This is a genomic window from Allobosea sp. WAO (genome assembly GCF_001509835.1).
GTDB lineage: Bacteria > Pseudomonadota > Alphaproteobacteria > Rhizobiales > Beijerinckiaceae > Allobosea.
Genome location: NZ_JXTJ01000003.1, coordinates 361,771 through 383,599, shown reverse-complemented (window position 1 = coordinate 383,599; position 21,829 = coordinate 361,771). Strand labels below are relative to the sequence as shown.

Annotated in this window: 22 protein-coding genes and 1 tRNA gene; 9 read left to right on the top strand and 14 right to left on the bottom strand. The window is 67.4% G+C overall.

Features of this window, described 5'->3' with window-relative positions:
• Window positions 1–93 precede the first annotated feature (93 nt).
• A complete protein-coding gene (locus DK26_RS03400) occupies window positions 94–855 on the top strand; it encodes a TIGR00730 family Rossman fold protein (RefSeq protein WP_066468284.1) in 762 nt (253 codons plus the stop codon).
• 204 nt (window positions 856–1,059) lie between these two features.
• Here DK26_RS03400 and rplT read toward each other — a convergent pair whose 3' ends face one another.
• From rplT to DK26_RS03385, 3 genes are all read right to left on the bottom strand, one after another.
• Window positions 1,060–1,434, bottom strand: coding sequence for a 50S ribosomal protein L20 (rplT, locus tag DK26_RS03395; protein WP_066468282.1), 375 nt, complete (start codon window positions 1,432–1,434; stop codon window positions 1,060–1,062).
• A gap of 28 nt (window positions 1,435–1,462) precedes the next feature.
• Window positions 1,463–1,663: a 50S ribosomal protein L35 gene (gene rpmI / locus DK26_RS03390; RefSeq protein WP_066468280.1), complete on the bottom strand. Its 201-nt coding sequence runs from the start codon at window positions 1,661–1,663 to the stop codon at window positions 1,463–1,465.
• A 160-nt stretch (window positions 1,664–1,823) separates the two neighbouring features.
• Window positions 1,824–3,032: an MFS transporter gene (locus tag DK26_RS03385; RefSeq protein ID WP_066468278.1), complete on the bottom strand. Its 1,209-nt coding sequence runs from the start codon at window positions 3,030–3,032 to the stop codon at window positions 1,824–1,826.
• Window positions 3,033–3,148: 116 nt separating this feature from the next.
• Between DK26_RS03385 and DK26_RS03380 the strand changes: the two genes are divergently transcribed.
• From DK26_RS03380 to DK26_RS03360, 5 genes are all read left to right on the top strand, one after another.
• The gene (locus DK26_RS03380; protein WP_066468275.1) at window positions 3,149–3,742 is read left to right on the top strand and encodes a TetR/AcrR family transcriptional regulator; all 594 of its coding nucleotides are present in this window, start codon (window positions 3,149–3,151) and stop codon (window positions 3,740–3,742) included.
• A 90-nt stretch (window positions 3,743–3,832) separates the two neighbouring features.
• Window positions 3,833–4,726, top strand: coding sequence for a MurR/RpiR family transcriptional regulator (locus DK26_RS03375; protein WP_066468273.1), 894 nt, complete (start codon window positions 3,833–3,835; stop codon window positions 4,724–4,726).
• Window positions 4,723–6,060 (top strand): aspartate aminotransferase family protein, encoded by a 1,338-nt coding sequence (locus DK26_RS03370; protein ID WP_066468272.1) that lies wholly within the window; start codon window positions 4,723–4,725, stop codon window positions 6,058–6,060. The genes DK26_RS03375 and DK26_RS03370 overlap by 4 nt, the downstream gene beginning before the upstream one ends.
• Before the next feature lie 62 nt (window positions 6,061–6,122).
• Window positions 6,123–7,142, top strand: coding sequence for an amino acid ABC transporter substrate-binding protein (locus DK26_RS03365; protein ID WP_184231614.1), 1,020 nt, complete (start codon window positions 6,123–6,125; stop codon window positions 7,140–7,142).
• Window positions 7,143–7,278: 136 nt separating this feature from the next.
• The gene (locus DK26_RS03360) at window positions 7,279–7,908 is read left to right on the top strand and encodes an arylsulfatase (protein ID WP_066468270.1); all 630 of its coding nucleotides are present in this window, start codon (window positions 7,279–7,281) and stop codon (window positions 7,906–7,908) included.
• Window positions 7,909–7,915: 7 nt separating this feature from the next.
• Here the strand turns inward: DK26_RS03360 and DK26_RS03355 are convergent, their stop codons facing one another.
• The 3 genes from DK26_RS03355 to DK26_RS03345 all read right to left on the bottom strand — a co-directional run bounded on the left by DK26_RS03355 (window position 7,916) and on the right by DK26_RS03345 (window position 10,693).
• Window positions 7,916–8,647: an aldolase gene (locus tag DK26_RS03355; protein WP_066468268.1), complete on the bottom strand. Its 732-nt coding sequence runs from the start codon at window positions 8,645–8,647 to the stop codon at window positions 7,916–7,918.
• A 114-nt stretch (window positions 8,648–8,761) separates the two neighbouring features.
• Window positions 8,762–9,304 carry a translation initiation factor IF-3 gene (gene infC / locus DK26_RS03350; RefSeq protein ID WP_066468772.1) on the bottom strand — a complete coding sequence of 181 codons (543 nt, stop codon included), beginning with the start codon at window positions 9,302–9,304 and terminating at the stop codon, window positions 8,762–8,764.
• Between the two features lie 165 nt (window positions 9,305–9,469).
• Window positions 9,470–10,693, bottom strand: coding sequence for a glycosyltransferase family 4 protein (locus DK26_RS03345; protein WP_066468266.1), 1,224 nt, complete (start codon window positions 10,691–10,693; stop codon window positions 9,470–9,472).
• Between the two features lie 126 nt (window positions 10,694–10,819).
• Between DK26_RS03345 and DK26_RS03340 the strand changes: the two genes are divergently transcribed.
• Window positions 10,820–11,599, top strand: coding sequence for an alpha/beta hydrolase (locus tag DK26_RS03340; RefSeq protein WP_066468265.1), 780 nt, complete (start codon window positions 10,820–10,822; stop codon window positions 11,597–11,599).
• Window positions 11,600–11,665: 66 nt separating this feature from the next.
• On the opposite strand, the gene DK26_RS03335 is transcribed toward DK26_RS03340, so the two are convergent.
• From DK26_RS03335 to DK26_RS03310, 6 genes are all read right to left on the bottom strand, one after another.
• Window positions 11,666–11,920 carry a DUF1150 domain-containing protein gene (locus DK26_RS03335; protein WP_066468264.1) on the bottom strand — a complete coding sequence of 85 codons (255 nt, stop codon included), beginning with the start codon at window positions 11,918–11,920 and terminating at the stop codon, window positions 11,666–11,668.
• Window positions 11,921–12,016: 96 nt separating this feature from the next.
• Window positions 12,017–12,445 (bottom strand): Hsp20 family protein, encoded by a 429-nt coding sequence (locus tag DK26_RS03330; RefSeq protein WP_066468263.1) that lies wholly within the window; start codon window positions 12,443–12,445, stop codon window positions 12,017–12,019.
• Between the two features lie 140 nt (window positions 12,446–12,585).
• Window positions 12,586–12,990, bottom strand: a complete 405-nt coding sequence (locus DK26_RS03325) for a RidA family protein (RefSeq protein ID WP_184231594.1) — start codon at window positions 12,988–12,990, stop codon at window positions 12,586–12,588.
• Window positions 12,991–13,126: 136 nt separating this feature from the next.
• Window positions 13,127–13,203 (bottom strand) — tRNA-His (locus tag DK26_RS03320).
• Window positions 13,204–13,360: 157 nt separating this feature from the next.
• Entirely contained in the window at window positions 13,361–14,374 is a 1,014-nt protein-coding gene (locus DK26_RS03315) for a hypothetical protein (protein ID WP_066468260.1), read from the bottom strand.
• Between the two features lie 121 nt (window positions 14,375–14,495).
• Window positions 14,496–14,891: a phasin gene (locus DK26_RS03310; RefSeq protein WP_066468258.1), complete on the bottom strand. Its 396-nt coding sequence runs from the start codon at window positions 14,889–14,891 to the stop codon at window positions 14,496–14,498.
• A 254-nt stretch (window positions 14,892–15,145) separates the two neighbouring features.
• Here DK26_RS03310 and DK26_RS03305 point away from each other — a divergent pair, with 254 nt between their 5' ends.
• On the top strand, window positions 15,146–18,220 hold the full coding sequence (locus DK26_RS03305; RefSeq protein ID WP_066468251.1) for a PAS domain-containing sensor histidine kinase: 3,075 nt from the start codon (window positions 15,146–15,148) through the stop codon (window positions 18,218–18,220).
• A 2-nt stretch (window positions 18,221–18,222) separates the two neighbouring features.
• On the opposite strand, the gene DK26_RS03300 is transcribed toward DK26_RS03305, so the two are convergent.
• The gene (locus tag DK26_RS03300; RefSeq protein ID WP_066468249.1) at window positions 18,223–18,720 is read right to left on the bottom strand and encodes a GNAT family N-acetyltransferase; all 498 of its coding nucleotides are present in this window, start codon (window positions 18,718–18,720) and stop codon (window positions 18,223–18,225) included.
• A 56-nt stretch (window positions 18,721–18,776) separates the two neighbouring features.
• Complete coding sequence (gene mgtE / locus DK26_RS03295; RefSeq protein ID WP_066468243.1) at window positions 18,777–20,159, bottom strand: magnesium transporter; 1,383 nt, start codon at window positions 20,157–20,159, stop codon at window positions 18,777–18,779.
• A gap of 342 nt (window positions 20,160–20,501) precedes the next feature.
• On the opposite strand from mgtE, the gene DK26_RS03290 reads away from it, so the two are divergent.
• Window positions 20,502–21,659, top strand: a complete 1,158-nt coding sequence (locus tag DK26_RS03290) for an acyl-CoA dehydrogenase family protein (protein ID WP_066468241.1) — start codon at window positions 20,502–20,504, stop codon at window positions 21,657–21,659.
• Window positions 21,660–21,829 lie beyond the last annotated feature (170 nt).

Sequence of the window (21,829 nt, the reverse complement as noted above, 5' to 3'; positions counted from 1 at the left end):
CAAGACCGTCGCAGTCAGCCCCCGCATGCGGGCGGCAGGGGCGACAGCCGCTTCCCTGCCCGGCTATGCAGGAGACAGTATGGAGATGCCGACATGACCGAGAACCACGCCCAGAAGAACTCGCCCTCCTATCGCCTCGCCGCGCTCGACCAGGACTTCATCCTGGGCGACTCCACCCGCGGCGCGCGCTTCATGCTCGAATACCAGAAGGCCGAGGATAATCTGCGGGCGCGCGGCATCGTCTCGACAATCGTGGTCTTCGGCTCGGCGCGGGTGCGCGAGGGCGAGCCCTGGTACGAGGCGGCGCGAAAATTCGCCCGGATCGCCTCGGAGCGCGGCGGCGCGCTCGATAACAAGGAGAGCGGCCGGCACCACGTCATCGCCACCGGCGGCGGCCCAGGCATAATGGAAGCGGCCAATCGCGGCGCCGGCGATGCGGGCGCGGTCTCGATCGGCTTCAACATCACCCTGCCGCATGAGCAGGAGCCCAACGCCTTCTCGACGCCGGATCTGACCTTCCTCTTCCACTATTTCGCGATGCGCAAAATGCATCTCGCGATGCGGGCCTCAGCGCTCGTCGCCTTCCCCGGCGGCTTCGGCACGCTCGACGAGCTGTTCGAGATCCTGACGCTGACCCAGACCGGCAAGATGTCGCCCGTCCCGGTCATTCTCTACGACAGCAGCTTCTGGAAGGGCCTGTTCAACCTCGAGCGGCTGGCCGAGGCCGGGCTGATCCGCAAGGAGGACCTCGAACTGTTCTGCTACGCCGACTCGCCGGAGGAGGCCTATGCAAGGATCGTCGAGGGCGCCGGCGACGGCTGGATCCCGGCCGCAGCCGACAACGTGCAGACGTAAGACTGTCTCTTCTCACAACCCTCATCCTGAGGAGCCGCGCAGCGGCATCTCGAAGGATGGTCCAGAAATCTTCGGAAGTAACTGGAGCATCCTTCGAGACGCGGACTTCGTCCGCTCCTCAGGATGAGGGTCGAGCATGCGAACCGCGCAAAGAAAAAGGCCGGCGTTTCCGCCGGCCTTTCGCAATTCGTCAGGTCAGACCGCTCAGGCGGCCTTGGCCTCGGCGCCGAGCGCGCCCTTGACCGTTTCGACCACCGCAGCGAAGGCAGCAGCATCGTCGATCGCGAGGGCCGACAGGGTCTTGCGGTCGAGTTCGAGACCCGACTTGGTGAGACCGTTGATGAAGGCCGAATAGGTCAGGCCGTGCTCGCGCACCGCAGCGTTCAGGCGCTGGATCCAGAGCGCGCGGAACGAGCGCTTCCGGTTCTTGCGGTCACGATAGGCATACTGCATCGACCGATCGACGGCCGCCTTGGCGGCGCGGATCGTATTCTTGCGGCGGCCATAGAAGCCCTTGGCGGCCTTCAGTGTCTTCTTGTGCTTGGCGTGGGACGTAACGCCCCGTTTCACGCGAGCCATGTTTGATCTCCGGAAAGGTTGTCAGGCGTCAGCCGTTGGGGAGGAAGAACTTCTTCACGTTGGCAGCATCGCCCTCGAACAGGGTCGTCGTGCCACGCTGGTTGCGGATCTGCTTGTTGGTCCGCTTGATCATCCCGTGACGCTTGCCGGCCTGGGCTGCGAGCACCTTGCCGGTTCCGGTGATCTTGAACCGCTTTTTAGCGGCCGCTTTGGTCTTCATCTTGGGCATTTCAGCTCCTCATAGGTCGCGAGCGCGCGAATTGCGCCGCTTGAATTTTGCTTCGGGAAGCAAATAACGATCGCCACGGCAGCCCTTATCAGCCGGGCGATCGAAGGCCGGGCATATGACAGAAAAGCCCTGCCCTTGCAAGCGCGGCCGCCCTGTCCGCTCAGGCGAGCGCCGGGCGCGAGCTGTCCAAGGCTACGTCAGACAGCTTTCGCAGGCCGAGCAACAGGATGGCCAGCGCCGCAAAGCCGCCGACGACCGAGACACGGAAGCCGCTCGCCGCACCGTAGTTGTCGATCAGCCAGCCCGATGCCGCCGAGCCCAGGGCAAGGCCGACACCGAGGCCGGTCATCACCCAGGTGATCCCTTCGGTCAACTTGGAGGGCGGTACATGGCGCTCGACCAGCGCCATCGCGACGATGACGGTCGGTGAGATCGAGGCGCCGGCGATGAACAACACCGCAGCCAGCGACCAGAGCGAGCCGACCGCGAGCAGCGGCAACGTCGTCGCGGCGGCTAGACCAATCGCGAGAACGAACTGCCGCGCCAGCGACAGGCGCAGATGCAGGGCGCCGAAGATCAGGCCGGCGATCAGCGAGCCGGCGGCATAGGAGGCCAGCACCAAGCTGGCGGCCGCCTTCTGTCCCTGCAACTCGGCGAAGGCGACGGTCGTGACCTCGGACGTGCCGAAGATCGCCCCGATGGCGACCATCACCAGTGCGATGAGGCGCACGGCTCCGAAGCGGATCGCCGAGCCCTCGGCACTCGTCGCCTGCGAGTGGGCAGGCGGCTCGGTGCTGCGCTGGAACACGAACAGGGTCATGCCGATGGCGAGCAGGATGGTGGCGGCAAGCGGTCCCGCCTCGGGAAACCAGGCCACGCTGAGGCCGATCGCCAGCACCGGGCCGATCATGAAGACCATCTCGTCGACCACCGATTCGAAGGCGAAGGCAGTGCGCAAATGCCGCGTGCCGCGATAGATCTCGGTCCAGCGCGCCCGCACCATCGCTCCCATGCTCGGCTCCAGACCCGAGAGCGCGGCGAAGAGAAAGAGAACCCAGTTGGGCGCCTCGAAGCGTGTCGCCAGCATCAAACCAACGAGCGCGACGAGCGTCGCCAGCGTCGCGGGGACCAGCACCCGGCTCTGGCCGTGGCGGTCGACGAGGCGCGAGACCTGCGGCGCGATCAGCGCATTGGCGAGCGCGAAGGTCGCGGCCACGCTGCCGGCCAGCCAGTACTCGCCGCGTGCCTGCGATAGCATGGTGACGATGCCGATCGTCACCATCGACACGGGCAGACGAGCAACGAAGCCGGCCGCCGAGAAGCCGACAGCGCCGGGCGCGCGGAAGATCTCGCGATAGGGATTGGCCATTGACTATGAGACTCCGTAGCAGGCCGCAGCGTTCGCATACGGCATGTATGCGGACGCCTAATTGCATACACTGCGCATGTCAATTAACATACAGCGCGTACGCAAAGAGGGTTGGGATGAGCCGCAGGCCACGCCAGCAGATGATCGCCGAGACGCGCGCCAAGCTGATCGCGGCGGCCCGCCACGCCTTCGGCACGCTCGGCTATGCCGAGACCGCGATGGACGAGCTGACGGCATCGGCCGGGCTGACGCGCGGCGCGCTCTATCATCATTTCGGCGACAAGAAAGGGCTGCTCGCAGCGGTCATCGCCGAGATCGACGCCGAAATGAACGAGCGGCTGAACGCCGTCTCGGCACGTGCGGCCGATCCCTGGACCGGTTTCCGCGACGAATGCGCCGCCTATATCGAGATGGCTCTGGAACCCGAAATCCAGCGCATCGTGCTGCGGGACGGGCCGGCCGTGCTCGGCGATCCCTGGACCTGGCCGACGCAAAGCGCCTGCATCACCTCGATGACCGACAGCCTCGGCAAGCTGCGCGACGCCGGCGTCATCCGGGCCATTGACCCCGAGGCCGCCGCCCGGCTGATCGCCGGCGCGACACTGCATGCCGCGCAGTGGATCGCCCACGCACCCGATGGCCGGGCGGCATCCCAGAATTCCATCGCCGCCTTCGACGCCCTGCTCGCCGGGCTGCTCGTCCGACCTTGAGTGCATTCGCAAGAAGCGAAACAAACGCGCCCGTTTCCGGCTCCTGAATTAGATGTTTCATATCGCAGCCCGGCCTGCTAGCGTCGCCGTGTGGACCAGCCGCATCTGACCGCCGCCCTCTCCGCAGGTCTCGAGCAATTGCCGCAGCAATTGCAGGCGGCGGCACGCTGGGTGCTAGATCACCCTGCCGATGTAGCGCTGCTGACGACCCGCGAGCAGGCGAAACGCGCGAGCCTTTCGCCCGCGACCCTGACCCGCCTCGCCCAGCGCTTCGGCCTTTCCGGCTATGACGAGTTGCGGGCGATCCATGCCGCGGCCCTGCGGCAGCGCCCGGAGGGCTTTGCCGGCCGCGCCGGCGAATTGATGCAGCGTCATGGCGACGAAGGGGCCGGCGCGATCGCGCAGGACATGTTCGCAGCGCTCACCGACCATCTCAGGGCCCTGCGCGAACCGGACACGCAGGCGCAGCTCGAACGCGCCGCCATCCTGCTGGCCGAGGCACAGACCGTGTTCTGCTTCGGGCTGCGCTCGGCTTTCCCGGCCGCCTACATGCTCGACTATATCCGTGACCTGATCGGCGCCGGTTCGGTGCTGGCGGACGGAGCAGGCGGGCGCGGCATCGACGCTCTGCGTCGGATCGGCCCCAGCGACGCGTTCTTCGCCGTCTCGGTCTCACCCTATACGCGCCTGACCCTGCAGGCCGCAGAGCTCGCCAAAGCCAAGGGGGCGAGGCTCATCGCGCTGACCGACAGCCCGCTCTCGCCGCTCGCAGCGCTCGCCGATGCGACGGTCCTGGTGCGGACCGAGACGCCGTCCTTCTTCCACACGATGACACCGGCCTTCGCCGCGGTCGAATGCCTGGCGGCCCTGATGACGGCGCGCAAGGGCGCGGCCGCCCTCGCCGCCATCGCCCGCCACGAGGCGGAACTTCACGCCACCGGCACCTTCCACCAACCCAGAGCCGCCAAACGAGGCCGCAAATGAGCCATGTCCTGCATCGGGTCCTCGGCAAGACCTATCCCGTCGCCGAAGGGGGCACCGGCGTCGTGCTGCGTGACCGCGACGGCCGCGAGCATATCGACGCCTCGGGCGGCGCCGCGGTCTCCTGCATCGGCCATGGTCATCCCGACGTGCTCGCCGCGATGCATGCGCAGATCGACAAGCTCGCCTATGCCCATACCAGCTTCTTCACCAGCGACGCAGCCGAGGAACTCGCGGACCACCTGATCGCGCGGGCACCGGCCGGCATGGGCTCGGTCTATTTCTGCAGCTCGGGCTCGGAAGCGATCGAGGCCTGCCTGAAGATGGCACGGCACTACTTCGTCGAGACCGGCGAGCTGAAACGCGTCAACTTCATCTCGCGGCGGCAGAGCTATCACGGCATCACGCTGGGCGCGCTCGCGGTCGGCGGCCGGATGAAGGACCGCGCCGCCTTCGCCGAGATGCTGATGACCGGGCGCCACATCTCGCCCTGCTTCGACTATCGCGGCCGCCGCCCCGACGAAACCGCCGAGCAATACGGGCTGCGCGTCGCCGACGAGCTCGAGGCGAAGATCCTGGAGCTCGGCCCCGAGACGGTCTGCGCCTTCGTTGCCGAGACGGTGGTCGGCGCGACGCTGGGCGCTGCCACCGCGGCGCCGGGCTATTTCAAGCGTGTTCGCGAGATCTGCGACCGCTATGGCGTGCTCCTGATCCTCGACGAGGTGATGTGCGGCATGGGCCGCACCGGCACGCTGCATGCCTGCGAGCAGGAGGGCGTGGCGCCGGACCTGATGGCGATCGCCAAGGGGCTCGGCGGCGGCTACGCGCCGATCGGCGCCATGCTGGTCTCGAAACAGATCGCGGAAGCAGTCCGGCGGGGCTCGGGCATCTTCCCGCACAGCCAGACCTATGTCGGCCATCCGCTCGCCTGCGCCACAGCGCTCGCCGTGCAGAGGGTGATCGAGCGCGACGATCTCCTCGCCAATGTCCGGCGCCAGGGCGCCAGGTTGGAGCAGCGCCTGCGCGAGCGCTTCGGCAATCATCACCATGTCGGCGACATTCGCGGGCGCGGCCATTTCTGGGGCGTCGAGATCGTCGCCGACCGCGCGAGCAAGACGCCATTCGACCCCGCACTCAAGCTGAATGCCCGGATCAAGGAAGCGGCCATGGAGCGCGGCCTGATGATCTATCCGATGGGCGGCACGGTCGACGGCACGGCGGGCGACCATGTCCTGCTCGCGCCGCCCTTCATCGTCGATGCCGCCACAGTCGACGCCATCGTCGAGCGCCTGGGCGACGCCGTCGATGCGGCACTGGGGTCGGTGCAGCCGGCCTGACTAGACCACCAGGCGGGCCGCCAAAGAGCCCGTCTCAACCAAGGGGAACTATGATGAAACGACTGAAACAGGCGAGCCTCGCCGCGATCGGCCTCGCGGCAATCGGGCTGTCCACGCCGGCGGCGGCGCAATCGGGAACGCTCGACCGGGTCAAGGCGCGCGGCGAGCTGATCTGCGGCAACCATATCGCTTTGCCCGGCTTCGGCCTGCAGGGGCCTGACGGGCGCTGGGACGGGCTCGACATCGACCTTTGCCGTGCCGTCGCGTCGGCGATCTTCAACGATCCCAACAAGATCAGGTTCGTGCCGACGACGCCGCAGATGCGCTTCGTCGTGGTGCAGACCGGCGAGGTCGACATGCTCGCCCGCAACGCCACCTACACCATGTCGCGCGACACCTCGGCCGGCATGTCCTGGCCGATCATCAACTATTTCGACGGCCAGGGCTTCATGGTGCGCAAGGCGCTCGGCATCAGCGAGGCGAAGGGGCTGAGCGGCGCCTCGATCTGCGTGACGCAGGGCACGACGACCGAATTGAACCTCGCCGACTTCTTCCGCGCCAACAACCTGAAATACGAGATCATCGGCTTCGCGACCAATGAAGAGGGCGTCAAGGCCCTGGAGGCCGGGCGCTGCGACGCCTTCACCACCGATTCCTCGGGCCTCGCCGCCGAGCGGCTGAAATTCTCCAAGCCCGACGATTTCATGATCCTGCCGACGCTGATCTCGCGCGAGCCGCTCGGCCCGGCGGTGAAGCGCGGCGACGAAAGCTGGTTCAACCTCGTCAAGTGGACGCACTATGCCATGCTCAATGCCGAGGAACTCGGCGTGACCAAGGCCAATGTCGACGAGATGCTGAAATCGACCAATCCCGAGATCAAGCGGCTGCTCGGCGTCGAAGGCAAGTTCGGCGAAGGGCTCGGCCTGAGCAATGACTGGGCCTACCGGATCATCAAGCATGTCGGCAATTACGGCGAGAGCTTCGAGCGCAATGTCGGCATGGGCTCGAAGCTACAATTGAAGCGCGGCCTCAACGACCTCGCTTCGAAGGGCGGACTGCAATACCCGCACCCGATCCGATAATCCCGATAGCCATTGCAATTGGCCCCCGGGATTCCGCATCTGGATGTCTCAAGCCTTTGAGTGCATTTGAGACATCCAGATTGGAGCAACGGCCTGACGCGTCAGCGTCACTGGCCGTTGGCATAAGGACCGCTTGATGAGAATCGCGCTGATCCATGCGCTACGCCATTCGCCGCCTCCGATCGAGGCGGCGTTTGCGCGGCTCTGGCCCGAAGCCAGGCTGATGAACCTGCTCGACGACAGCCTCTCGGCCGACCTCGCCCGCGACGGCGAGATCACCGAGACGATGACCGGGCGGTTCCTGAGCCTCGCGCGCTATGCGAAGGCGACGGGCGCCGACGGCATCCTGTTCACCTGCTCGGCCTTCGGCCCCTGCATCGGGGCGGTGCAGCGCGAATTCGCGCCGATGCCCGTACTGAAGCCGAACGAGGCGATGATCGAGGAGGCAGAAGGGATCGGCGGCCGGGTCGGCCTCCTCGCCAGCTTTGCGCCGACACTTCAGTCGATGCCGCCGGAGTTTCCGGTGACGCTGGCCGTCATGCCGAAGCTGGCGGAGGGCGCGCTGGCGGCGCTCGATCGCGGCGACGGCGATACACATGACCGGCTCGCGGCGGAGGCGGCTCGCGATCTCGCCAACTGCGACCTGATCGCCCTTGCCCAGTTCAGCCTGGCGCGAGCCGCGCCGGCGGTCGCGGCAGCGACCGGCAAAAAAGTGCTGACCACACCGGACAGCGCGGTCAGGAAGCTAAAGCGACTACTGGCCTGAGCGCCACTCAGAGCCCTTCCATCCGGCGCAGCGCCTCGAAATGCTTCGTCGCCTGGTAGACCAGAACCTGGCGCCATTCACGGGCCGTCGCCTCGATCTCGTCATTCGGGATCAGCTTCAACGGCCTGCCGGTCGACATCGCCAGCACCTGCTGGCGGCAGGCGCGCTCGAGGAAATAGAGGTCGTCGAAGGCAACCGCGACCGACGGCCCGCCGATGGTGACGCCGTGATGGGCGAGGAAGGTGACATCGACGTGCCCCTGCTCGCGATTGGCCGCGACGATCGCCTCGCCTTCGCCCTCATCAAGCGCGAGTCCGCCGAAATGGTCCTGGTAAAGGGTGCGGCCATGGAAGCGGCAGGCGGTCTGGTGCGCCATCTCCAGCCGGCCGCCCTCGACCATGGTCAGCGCCGTGGCATAGGGCATGTGGACATGCAGCACGGCGACATGGCGCGGATTGGCCTTGTGGGCGGCGACATGGATGTTGCGGGCGGTGGCCTCGACCTCGCCCTCCCCTTCAAGCACCTGGCCCTGCTCGTCGATCAGCAGGAGGTCGGACGGGCGCATCTCCGACCAGTGCACGCCATAGGGGTTGATCAGATAGCGCGGTCGACCGTCCGGGCCGTCGGGCAGCGCCACCGAGAAATGATTGCAGATGCCTTCGTTGAGCTCGAACCTGGCGGCGAGGCGCAGGGCGGCAGCAAGGTCGCGGCGCTGTTCGGTCACGGTCGGAACGGTCATGGCGTAGGGCCTCGCGCTGGCTCGGGAACCCGAAGCGAAGCATCGCGACCCCAGACATGACAAGGCCCGGCACGCGGGCCGGGCCTGTCTGGATTCGCATGACGAAGCGGCAGCCTATTTCGGCGCCAGCACCATCACCATCTGGCGACCTTCGAGCTGCCAGTCGCTCTCGACCTTGGCGATGTCGACCAGGTCGGCCTTGACGCGCTCGAGCACCTTCACGCCGAGATCCTGGTGAGCCATCTCACGGCCGCGGAAGCGCAGGGTCACCTTGACCTTGTCGCCTTCCTCGAAGAAGCCGTGCATCGCCTTCATCTTGACGTCGTAGTCATGCTTGTCGATGCCGGGGCGCAGCTTGATTTCCTTGATCTCGATGGTGCGCTGCTTCTTGCGCGCCTCCGAAGCCTTCTTCTGCTCGAGGAAGCGGAAGCGGCCGTAATCGAGAATCTTGCAGACCGGCGGCTCGGAGTTCGGGGCGATCTCGACCAGATCGAGACCAGCGTCCTCGGCGATCTTCAGCGCCTCGAAGAACGAGACCACGCCACGGTTGACGCCGGTATCGTCGATGAGCTGAACATCACGAACGCCACGAATGTCGCGGTTCGAGCGGGGCCCGTCCTTGGTCGGGGTGGGTGCGGCGCGGAAGGGACGACGAATGGCTGTATTCTCCTGTGATTGGCGCGCTACGCGCCGTTGATGAGACACATTGCACAACGCGTAGCGTTGTCAATGGACGGCAAAGTCAAATGACGGGCGAAAACGGAAGATCGCGGGCTCGCGGGGAGGCTTTTGCCCGCGAACCCTGCTCATCCGTCCGCCGGTTCAACGCCCGAGCAGGGCGCAGTAGACATCCAGCGTGTCGTTGACCATCGCGGCCAGCGAGAAATGCCGCTCGACATGCAGGCGCGCCCGCCGCGCCAGCGCGTCCCTGGCTGACGGACGCAAGGCCAGCGCCTCCTGCAGCGCTGCAGCCAATGCCGGCGCGTCGCCCGGCGGGATGCGCCAGCCGGTGCGCTCGGAAGGAGCGACCTGCGGCGGCGCGAGCACCGTCTCTGGCACGGCTCCGAGATCGGAGACCACCACCGGTACGCCCATGGCCTGCGCCTCGACGGCGACGCGGCCGAAGGCTTCCGGCTCCGTCGAAGGCACGGCGACGATCGCCGCTGCGAGCATCGCGGCAGGCATATCGCTGCAATGCCCGACACGGCGCACGCGCTTTTCCAGCCCGGCCTTGGCGATCTGCTCGTCGAGCTCGCGGACATAGCCGTCGCGCCCTTGCGGGTCGCCGGCAAGGATGAAGGCGGTGTCCTCGTCGCCGGCATCGCGCATCAGGCGTGCCGCCTCGATGAGGACCTTCTGCCCCTTCCAGCCGGTCAGCCGGCCGGGCAGCAGCACGATGCGCTGATGCGGCTCGACGCCCCAGGCGCGGCGCAAAGCGCTGACCCGCTCGGGCCCGACGGCCGCCGGCGCGAAGGCCGAGAAATCCGTGCCGCGGTTGACGATGCGGATTCGATCGCGGGCAAAACCGTGCCGCGCCAGGATGAGATCGGCGGTGTAGGCGGAATTGGCGATGACGACGTCGCCGCGCGCCATCACCGAGTTATAGTGGTTCTTCACCGCCGAGCGGCTGTTGTAGGAGCCGTGATAGGTGGTGACGAAGGGCAGCTTCAGCGCCCGCGTCGCCGCCAGCGCGACCCAGGCCGGGGCGCGCGAGCGGGCATGGACGAGATCGACATGCTCCTGCCGGCAGAGCCTGGCGAGCTTGCGCACGTTCAGCGCCATGGCGAGCGGGTTCTTGGACGCGGCGGGGAAAGGCAGCCAGATGCCGCCCTTGGCCTGCAATTCGGCGACGAGCCGGCCGCCCTCGGTCGCGACCAGAGCGCGGGCGCCGGCCTCCGTCAGCCCCTCCGCGATGTCGACGGCGGTGCGCTCGGCGCCGCCGGCCTCCAGATCGGGGATGATCTGCAGCACCGTGCGCCCACTCAGCGGGTGGGTCTCGGTCGAGGGCAGCGAGAGTGGCGCGCCGGAGCGCAGTGTCGTGGTCACCGTTCGAAAGGGCCTTCTTGCAGACGGCGGGTTTGCTATCTGCGCCATGATGGGCATAGCGCTTGCGCGAAGCACAGCGGCCCGGTGCAGATTCCCGCGGTTCGTCACAGGAGAAATAGGGTGAATATGCCTCAACCGCAATTTCTGAGCGTCGGCGAGGGTGAGCGGCGCCGCGAGATCGCCGTGCTGGACGAGCCCGGCAGCGGCCCGGCCGCGGTCTGGCTCGGCGGCTTCCGTTCCGACATGCGGGCGACAAAGGCAGAGGCTCTGGCGGCCTGGGCGCGGGCCAAGGGCCGGCGCTTCGTCCGCTTCGACTATGCAGGCCACGGCGAATCATCTGGCGACTTCGCGCAGTGGACCTTGTCCGACTGGCTGGGCGACGCGCTCGCCGTGCTGGAAGAGAAGGTCGAGGGGCCGGCTGTGCTCGTCGGCTCCTCCATGGGCGGCTGGCTCGCCTTGCTCGCCGCGCGGCGCCTTCGCGAACGAAACGCAAGGCTGACTCCGGCAGGGCTGGTGCTGATCGCGCCGGCGGTCGACTTCTCCGAAGAACTGATGTGGGCGCAGATGCCCGAGGCGATTCGCCGGACCATCCTGGAAGACGGCGTCTGGCTTCGTCCCTCGGAGTATTCGCCCGAGCCCACCCCGATCACGCGGGCGCTGATCGAGGACGGGCGCAAGCATCTCATGTTCGGCGAGCCGATCGAGACCGGCTGCCCCGTCCACATCCTGCAGGGAATGAAGGATCCCGACGTGCCCTATGGCCAGGCGCTAAAGCTGGTCGAGCATCTGCCGCACGACCCTGTGGTGCTGACCCTGGTCAAGGATGGCGACCACCGCCTGTCGACGCCGGAAGACATCGAGCGCCTCGTCGCGGCCGTCGAGGGCATCGCCCCCGCAGCCGTCTGAGGCATGGCCCGGCGCCCTGCCGGCGCCCTCTTCCGCCCGGCCGAAAGGCCGAGCGGCGCGGGGCGCCTAGTGCAGGCTGACCATCTTCAGGTCGTGCTCCCAGGCGTTGGCCGTCGCGGCCTCGCGCGAATCGGTCACCAGGATCGGCGCGCCATCGGCCGAGAGCAGCGCGAAGAGCTGCAGGCCGGGCTCGATATGCGGCGCCTGCGGGAAGATCCGCGCCAGCTCGTCCGAGGTCATCGGCTTGAGATAGGCGACCTGTCCGGCGCCGAGCGCGGCGAATTCCGCCGTGGTCAGGGGAGTGTTTCTGGTCTCGGTCATCGCGCCCTCCTTCAGAGCAGTGCGAGGCGGTTTGATTGTGAACTCATGATCATGAACGGAAGGCAAACCGCATGCCTGTTCCCGAACCGACCTCCTTCAGTCGCGGCTCATGATATCGATACGCCGGACGAGCCGTTCCGGTTCCGGACGGGCGAGATCGATCGCCAGCAACCCGTTCGAAAGATCGGCGCCTAGGACCTGCATGCCATCGGCGAGCAGGAAGGACCGCTGGAACTGCCGCGCGGCGATACCGCGATGCAGGAACTGGCGCGTCTTGTCGTCGATCTGGCGACCGCGGATGGTGAGCTGGTTCTCTTCCAGCGTGATCTCGAGCTGTTCGCGCGAGAATCCCGCCACCGCGAGCGTGATCCGAAGCTTGTCGGGTTCGTTATCCGTGCGCGGCATGCGCTCGATGTTGTAGGGCGGGTAGCCTTCCCCGGCGCCTTTGGCGACACGGTCGAGGGCCCGCTCGATATCATCGAAGCCGAGCAGGAAAGGATGCGACAGGCTAGGCGGACGCGTCATCACGAAGCCCTTTGAAAGGCGCCTCTTCAAGATCGCAGGGCCCGCTGGCGCAGCACCCTGCCGGCAGCGGGCGAACCCCACTGCGTGCTCACGATATGGCGAGCGCCAGTTCCGGCTTCAAGCCCGCAGGCGTTCCAGGCTCAGTCGAGCGCCGCGATCAGCTCGATCTCGACCAGCAGGCGCGGATCGACCAATGCGGTGACGCCAACCATGGTGCTGGCGGGATAAGGCCCCTCGCCGAGATACTTCACCCGCACCCCGTGGATCGCTGCCGCCTTCTCCGGCGTCAGGTCGACGACATAGCTCACCGTCTTGAAGACCTTTGAGAAGTCGGCGCCGGCGGCGGCGAGCCCCGCGGCCAGATTGGCGAAGACCTGCTCGGCCTGGGCGGCAAGATCACCCTCGCCGACCACCTGGCCCATCGCGTCGAGCGCGATCTGTCCGGAGATGTGGACCTGCCTGCCGGCGCTGACGATCGCGACATGGCAGTAGCGCCCCGGCGGCGCGAGCGAAGCAGGGTCGAGGCGGTCGATCTTCATCGGCATGGCGCAGGTCCTGACGGATTCGATGTGTAGCATTGGCCCGCCAGGAGCGGGTCAGCGCAGCACGGGGCCTGCGCGGCAGACTAGGCCGCCGGAGCGGCGCGCTGCAATCGAACGATGTCTGGCCTGGTGGAGGGAATGGTACAGCCACCCCGGCTTGAACGGGGGACCTCTAGATCCACAATCTAGCGCTCTAACCAACTGAGCTATGGCTGCACAGCTTCGCGAAATCCGCGATGCATATCCCTGCCGGCATGGCCGGCGGGCGCCGGTTCGTTGCCGATCCAGCGACGGCGCGGAACCTAGTGCCGCGCCGCGCCGAATGCAACGGTGAAATTGCGGCCGGTGCACAGAACTCGCACCGGCCTGCCGATCAGGGGCGCGGCATCTCCTTGCGGGCGGTCGCGGCGAGGTCGCTGAGATGGCTCGACAGCGATTCGTAGCCGCGGCGGAACGCCTTGGCCTGCAGCGCAACGGCATCGGCCGCGCTCTGGGTGCGGGCCAGAGTCTCGATCTCGCCCAGCGTCGCTTTCAGCTCGGCGCAGGCATGGTCGAGCACCTTGGCCTGGATCGTGCCGAAGGCACGGGTCAGCGCCAGCGTCTGGCTCAGCCAGGGCGAAACCGGCTCGCTGATGACCTCGATGGCGGCGATGAACGGCTTCGTTGCTACGGCCGGGCGGACAGCAGCTGCCACCTCGACCACCTTCGCTGCGACAGCAAGGGGCGCGGGCGCGACAGCGTTGGCAGGTGCGGGCTTGGCAGGCACCACCTTGGTCGCCACAACCTGGGCCGCAGCGGATTTGGCAGACGCGGCCTTGGGCGCCTTCGGCGCCTCCACCTTGGCACGCGGCGCCGCCACCTTGGCAACACCGCTGGCCGCTACCGTGCGGGGCGGCGGAGCCTTGGCCTTCGGCGCCTTCGCGACGGTCTTGCCCGCCGGCTCGGCGGTGGTCTTGGCCGCGGTCTTGGCGGCGCTTTCGTCCGATCTCTTCGCTGCCGGAGCAGCGGCGGGCGCAGGGGGCTTCAGCGGCGCGGCCTTTGCGGCAACGACTTCAGCGACAGCGGCAGCGACGGGATTGGCTACGACCGGTTTTGCCACCATGGTGGCCGGCGCGACGGGCCCAGGCTTAGCCAACGCGGGGCTTGCAGGCGCGGCAGGGGCCGGCTTGGCCGGAGCAGCCACTGCCGCAGGCTTCTCGGCGGGCTTCTCAGCAACTTTGGGGACGACAGGGGTCGGCTCGACCTTGACGGGAGCCGAAGCGGCCGGCGCGGGGGCCGATGGAACAACCGGCGCCGCCACGGCGCTCGGGGTGGGCTGCGATTCGCTCATCGCCTTGACCGGAGCGAGGCTGATCGGAGCCTTGCCGGGCGTAGTCTGCTTCGCCATCACCGTTCTCCTTCATGTTTCGGGCCAGGCGATCCTGCAAGCGCGTGGTCGGCTCGACACCGGCCACGCATCATGAAAGTCCGCTCCGCCCTGGCAGCAGGCCGGCGTCAATTGACCTGCTTTACTTGACCTTGGTCGCCTTGGCCGCGGTCTCGGCCGTCTTGGCAGCAGCCTCCTGAACCGCCGAGCCCAGATCCTTGAGCTGCGCCTGGAAGGAAGCCATCTGCGTCTTCAGGAACTCAGACTGGTGCTGCAGCACCTCGTTGACGTCGCGCGAGCGAACCAGCTTCTGGGCGAGCTCAAAGGCGGCCGCGACATTGGCCTCGGCATAGCCGATCGCCTTGCGGGTCGCGTCCTGGGCGCTGGCGCGGGCCGACTCGGCCGAGCCATGAGCGCTATCGACAGCCTTGTGCGCGGCGCCGATGAAACCGTCGAAAGCCTTGCGCGCCTGGTCGACGCTCTTCTCGGCGAATTCGCGCATCTCGGTAGGAACCTCGTAAGGGGTCTTGCCGTCCATGATCGATCCTCCTGATGGTTGTGACCGGAGGCCTGCCGCATGTTCCGCCAGGCTTTATTGTGCACTGCAATATCATTATTGCAATGCGATGACAACGCGCTGCGCGCCTGCCCTCCCAGCCACATTAACGCTGTTTGGAAACGTCAGGGGAGAGCGCCTGTTCCCGCATGGCTTCGCAAGGATTTGGTCGCTATTAAAGATTTGTTAGGCATAATCGCGCCCGATTGCAGAGTCGCCGAGAAGAACGGGACGGAATGAGCGGATCCGAACAGGATTGGACGGCCTTGGGCAGCGCAGTGACGCTGGACGGCGGTATGGCGCCGTTCGTTGCCGGGGGGGCATTGCTGCTCTGGTCGCTCGACGGCCAGCAGCTTCTGCACGCCAATTCGGCAGGCAAGGCCTTGCTCGCTCGTGGACCTGCCAGTTTGCCGGCTGCGGTGCAAGCCCGGCTGCGCCTCCTTGGCAGTGGCCTCGCCTCGCCGGACACCCTCCGGCTCGAGCGCCTGGGCCTCGGCACGGGCCTCTCCGGCATGGTCACCTGCGCCTGCAAGCTCATCGAAAGCCCGGCCGGCCTAACACTCGCTCTGGGCATCACCGGCGCGGAATTGCGCCGAATCGGCATCAGCATCCCCGCGGAAGCCCCCCCGACCGCGGCCATCGCCCCGGCTTCGGCACAGGCCGAGGCGACGGCCGAGAACGCCGCTGGCGAAGCGCCGGCACCTGCCGTGCCAGGGCGCCGCGCCAATCTGCGATTTCTGTGGGCAAGCGATGCCGAGGGCCGCTTCACCAGCGCCTCGCCGGAGTTCGCCGAGCTTGCTAGCGCGGAAGCGGCGGCGGCCCTCCCAGGCCGCACCTGGAGCCAATTGCTCGGCCGCGAGATCCTCGACCTCGACGGCGACCTTGCCGAACGTCTTGCGACTTCGAACACCTGGAGCGGCCGCGCCGTGATGTGGCGCGTTGCGCCTGGCGAAGGCGCGCGCGTCGAGCTTTCCGGCTTCCCGCTATTCGACAAGGAACGGGCGCCTGCCGGCTTCCGCGGCTTCGGCCTTGTCCGGCAAAGCGAGAACGAGCCCTTCCCCGAGCCTGAAGCGATCGTCGAATCGGCGACACCGATCGCCGAGGTTGCCCCGGTTGACACCCACACCTCCACCGATGAGGCCGAGCCGCAGCCGTTGGCGCCGGATGCCGACCTCGCGGTCCCGACCGCCGAACCGGCAACCGCGGATGCCGGCGAAGGCGCTACGGACGCGGCCATCACCGAAGCGAGCGAGCCCGTCGCGACGTCCGAGCGCGACGCAGCCGAGGCGAGCGAATCCGAGCTGGATGCCGGAGCCGAGGCTTCGACCACAAATGATGCGCCGGCGGCAGCCGAAGCCGACGAAGAATCCGTGAGAGACGAAACCTCACAGGGAACCGTGTCTCCCGCCACGGCCGCCGTGGACGAAGAGGTTTCCGAACCTACCGCCTCCGAGGCTGCTGCCAACACGGAGACCGCCGACAAGCCCCCGATCCCCGGCAATGTGGTGCCGCTGCGCAACGGGCAGCTCACCGGCGTGCGCCCGGTGCTAGAACCCTCGAAGACCCTGCTGTCCTCGGCCGAGCGCAGCGCCTTCCGCGAGATCGCCAAGGCCCTCGGGGCGAGGATCGCCGGTGACGACGAGGAGACCGGGTTGCGCCTGCCGGCCGCGGCGCCATTGAAGGTGGGCGAAGAGAACAAGGCGGAGGCGCAGGCCGACGCCCAGAGCGAGGCACAGCCTGCACCAGCCGCCATCGAAGGCCGGCAGCGCGTCGCCAACGCCCATGCCGAGATCCTCGACCGGCTGCCGATCGCAGTGCTGGTCAATCGCGACGAGACGGCGCTATACGCCAACCGTACCTTGCTCGACCTGCTCGACTATGCCGATCTCGACGATCTCACCGCGGCCGGCGGCGTCAGCCGGCTGATCAAGGGCGCAACCCGCAGCGCGGGCGGCGCGATGATCCTGGTCGACCGCAAGGGCGGGCTGGTCAGTGTCGACGGCAGGCTTTCCAGCATCGGCTGGCAGGGCGAACCCGCGACCCTGATGGCCTTCCGCAACAGCGTGCCGGGCGGTGACCTCAAGCTGCTGTCGGAGGAAGAGGCCGAGCAGCACGAGCTCGCCGCCGAGTTCGAGGCCGAAGAGGAAGAGGCCGCCGCGCGCGTCGCTTCGCTGAGACTCGAAGGCTCCGCGAACGAATCGCGCGTTGCCGAGCTCAGCGCCGTCCTCGACACCGCAACCGACGGCGTCGTCACCGTCGATGGCCGCGGCCGCATCCTCTCGCTCAACAAGAGCGCCGAGGCGCTGTTCGGCTACGACCAGCGCGAGGTCGCGGGCGAGCTGTTCACCCTGCTCTTCGCGCCCGAAAGCCACTCCCCCGCACTCGACTATCTCGACGGGTTGATCGGCGGCGGCGTCGCCTCGCTGATGAATGACGGGCGCGAGGTCGTTGGGCGGGTCCGTCAGGGCGGGCGCATCCCGCTGTTCATGACCATGGGCCGGATCGCGGAGGGCCCGGACAGCAAGTTCTGCGCGGTGCTGCGCGACATCACTGCCTGGAAGAAGACCGAGAGCGAGCTGGTCGAGGCCCGCAAGACGGCCGAGAAGGCCAGCGCCCAGAAATCCGACGTGCTCGCCAAGATCAGCCACGAAATCCGCACGCCGCTCAACGCCATCATCGGCTTCGCCGAGGTGATGGCCGAAGAGCGCTTCGGGCCGATCGAGAACGAGCGCTACAAGGAATATCTGCGCGACATCCATCAGTCGGGCGGCTACGTCATCAGCCTCGTGAACGACCTGCTCGACCTCGCCAAGATCGAGGCCGGCAAGCTCGACCTCGACTTCGTCAGCGTCAGCCTGAACGACATCGCCTTGTCGGCGGTGAACCTGCTCCAGCCCGAGGCGCAGCGCGGACGGGTCGTGCTGCGCTCGGGGCTGGCACCGAAGCTGCCGCCCGTCGTCGCGGACGAGCGCTCTCTGCGCCAGATCGTGCTCAATTTGCTCTCCAATGCGGTGAAGTTCACCGATGCCGGCGGCCAGGTCATCGTCTCGACCGCACTCGGCGACCAGGGCGAGGCGATCCTGCGGGTGCGCGATACCGGCATCGGCATGGACGATGAGGAGATCGCGCTGGCGCTCGAACCCTTCCGCCGCGTGCCGACGACACGCAAGGCCGGCGGCACGGGCCTCGGCCTGCCGCTGACCAAGGCGCTGGTCGAAGCCAACCGCGCCGCGCTGACCATCACCAGCGTCAAGAAGGAAGGCACGCTGGTCGAGGTCACCTTCCCGCCGCAGCGCGTGCTGGCCGGCTGAGGTCAGCGCGCGAGCGCGTGCCGGTAGAGATTGCGTTCCAGCTCGGGCACGTAGCGCTCGATCACGAAACCGACTTTCTCCAGAACCCGGCACGAACCGACATTCTCCGGGCGGGCGAAGGCCCGCAGTTCCGGCAGCCGCAACCGGTCGCGCGCCTCGGCGACGCTCGCCGTCGCGAGTTCGCTCGCATAGCCTGTGCCCCAGGTTGAGGGCGCGAACCAGTAGCCGAGCTCGACACCCCAGCCCGGATCGAACGGGTCCTCGAACAGCCCTCCCCAGCCAATGATCGCCCCGTCGGCCCGGCTCCGGACCGTCCAGGGCGCACAGCCGAGCCGGCGTCGCTGCCACTCATGCCCGGCGACGTGGCGGCGGCAGGCGCGCAGTGTCGAGAAATGAGCGGTGTGCCGCATCGCCTGCGCGTCGCCGAGAAAGCTGAAGAGCGCCGGCACGTCGGCGGATTTGGTGGGGCGAAGCGAGAGCCGCTCGGTCAGGATATCCATGGTGGCCTTCAAGCAAGAACCGCGCCCGCTGGACAAGGCGGGCGCGGCTCGTTCCGCTAAAGCAGCGTCCCGGTCAGGATCAGCGAGGCGATGCTGAAATAGATCGCCAGCCCGGAGACATCGACCAGGGTCGCGACGAAGGGCGCAGAAGCACTGGCCGGATCGAAACCGAGCCGCGTCATGATGAAGGGCAGCATCGAGCCGGTCAGCGAGCCGAAGGTGACGATGCCGAGCAAGGCCGCCCCGACCGTCGCGGCCACCAGCCCCCAGTGCTCGCCATAATCGTAGAATCCTGCCTTCTGCCAGAGCACGACTCGGACGAAGCCGATCGCCCCAAGGATCGCGCCGAGCGTGATCCCGGTCGGCAGCTCGCGCAGCGCGACGCGCCACCAGTCGCCCGGCAGGAGTTCGCGCAGTGCAAGCGCCCGGATGATCAGCGAGGTCGCCTGCGAGCCGGAATTTCCGCCAGAGCTCATGATCAGCGGGATGAACAAGGTCAGCACGATCGCCTTCTCGAGCGCGCCCTCATAGTGCTGCAGCACCGATGCCGTCAGCATTTCGCCGAGCAGGAGCACGCTGAGCCAGCCAGCGCGCTTCTGGATCATGCTGAAGAAGCCGATCTCGCGGTAGGGCACGCCGAGCGCTTCCATGCCGCCGAGCTTGTGCACATCCTCGGTGGTCTCGGCGATCATCGCATCGATGACGTCGTCGACGGTGACGATACCGAGCACGCGGCCGTTATCGTCGACCACCGGCACGGCGAGCAGGTTGTACTTGGCGATCAGCCGCGCCACCTCCTCGCGATCGGTGAGCGGCGAGACACTGACCGGCTCGCGCCGCCCGGCGGCGGAGCCGACCAGCGCACCCGGCTCGGCCGAGATCAGGCGGCGCAGCGCGACCGCCTGCTGCAGCCCGCCGGCGACGGGATCGAGCACATAGATCGCATAGACCGTCTCGCGGGTGCGCTCGACGGTGCGGACATGGTCCAGCGTGCGCGCGACGGTCCAGTCGGCCGGCACGCTGACGAACTCCGTCGTCATGATCGCGCCGGCGCTGTGCTCGGGGTAAGCGAGCAGCGAAGCGAGAGCGGCCTTGGTCTCGTGGTCGAGCTTGGCGACGTAGCGATGCCGCTCGGGTTCGGAGAGATCGTTGCGGAACAGCTCGGCCACGCGGTCGGACGACATCGCCTGGATGAAGGCGACGGCGCGCTCGAGCGGCAGCGCCTTCAGGATCGCGCCGGGCTCGCGCAGTTCCGGCTGGTCGAGCACGTCGACCGCGCGCGCCTTCGGCAGATCGAGCAGGACGTCGGCCGCATAGGCCGGCTCGTGCTCGTTCAGCGTTTCGACGATGTCGGCGACATGGGCGCGGCTCAGCGTGACGGCGAGAGCCGACGCGGCGAAGCCGACGGTGGGCAGGATTTCGGTGACAGCGGCGTTCATGGCCCGCTTCCTTTCGTTCGGCCGTCGATCGGCCGAACGCGGGCGAGCCTGCCGGTTTACGGCTCAGGCGCCCGGGCGGGCCGGCGACGGCAAGGACTGTCGACTGGGACTGTCGCTTGGCATGGGGTTCAAAGGTTCCTGTGAGGTCGCCGGACAGGCCGAAGGCGCGAGCCGGCGAACAGCGCGGCACATGCGCCTCGCAATCTTCGCCGTCAAGTCGAAACTTCGTGGCTCGGGCGAGCGCCCGTGGGCGCAAAACCCGCCGGCGAAGCTTCGCGTTGGCGCCGGCTCGGGCGCGCTCTAAGCTCCGCACCGATCGTCCAGTCCAGCGAGCGAACCTGCATGCATTTTGCCTTCACCGAGGAGGAAGAGCTGATCCGCGACAGCGCGCGCAAGCTCGCGACCGAACGGCTGGCGCCTCTGGCCGAGACGCTCGACCGCGGCGAAGGCCGGGCCGAGTTCCTCGCCAATCTCAAACTGCTCGCCGAAAACGGCTTCATGGCCCTCAACATCCAGGCCGGGTTCGGCGGTTCGGAAGCGGGCACCGTCGCCTTCGCCCTGGCACTGGAGGAGCTGGCGGCGGCCTGTGCCTCGACGGCGGTGACGACCTCGGTGACCAACATGGTCGGCGAAGCCATCCAGGCCGTCGGCAGCTCAGAGCAGCAAGCCGAGTATCTGCCGAAGCTTGCCGACGGGACCTATCCGGCTGGCGCCTTCTGCCTGACCGAGGCCGGAGCCGGCTCCGACCCGGCCGGGATGAAGCTGCGCGCCCGCCGCGACGGCGACACCTATGTCCTCGACGGCGAGAAGATTTTCATCACATCCGGGGAGTATGCCGGTCTTTTCGTCGTCTGGGGCGTGACCAATCCGGATGCGCCGAAGGGCAAGGGCATCTCGGTCTTCCTCGTTCCCGCCGACACGCCGGGCGTCAGCGTCGGCAAGGCCGAGAAGAAGATGGGCCAGACCGGCTCGGCCACCAACACGATCCGCTTCGAGGGCGCGCGCATTCCGGTCGAGGCCCTGATGGGCAAGGAGAATGACGGTTTTCGCGTCGCGGTCGGCGAGCTCGCAGGCGGGCGCATCGGCGTCGCCTCGGTTTCGCTCGGGATCGCCCGGGCGGCGATGGACGCAGCCAAATCCTATGCCCGCGAGCGCAAGCAGTTCGGTCAGGCCCTGACCGAATTCCAGGGCCTGCAATGGCTGATCGCCGATCGGGAGCTCGATCTGCACGCCTCGCGCCTATTGATCCTCGATGCCGCCGCGAAGAAGGACCGCGGCGAGCCCTTCGCCAAGGAAGCCTCGATGGCCAAGCTCTTCGCCTCGGAGGCTGCGCATCGCTGCACAGATGCCGCGATCCAGATTCATGGCGGCGCCGGCTATTGCCGCGACTTCCCGGTCGAGCGCTATGCCCGCGACGCGCGGATCACCCGGATCTACGAAGGAACCTCCGAGATCCAGCGCCTGATCATCGCTCGTGAAACCCTGCGCCAGCTGGGATAAGTAGCCCAGCCGTTGGGCAGACCGCGGTCGCTCAAACACACTAGTCATCCCGGCCGAAGAGCCGGGATCCATGCCTGAGCCTCTTTCGGAAATGCTCCGGCATGGATCCCGGGTCTCGCTGCGCGAGCCCGGGATGACATGCGTTTCCTTTCAGAATCAGTATGCTCTCT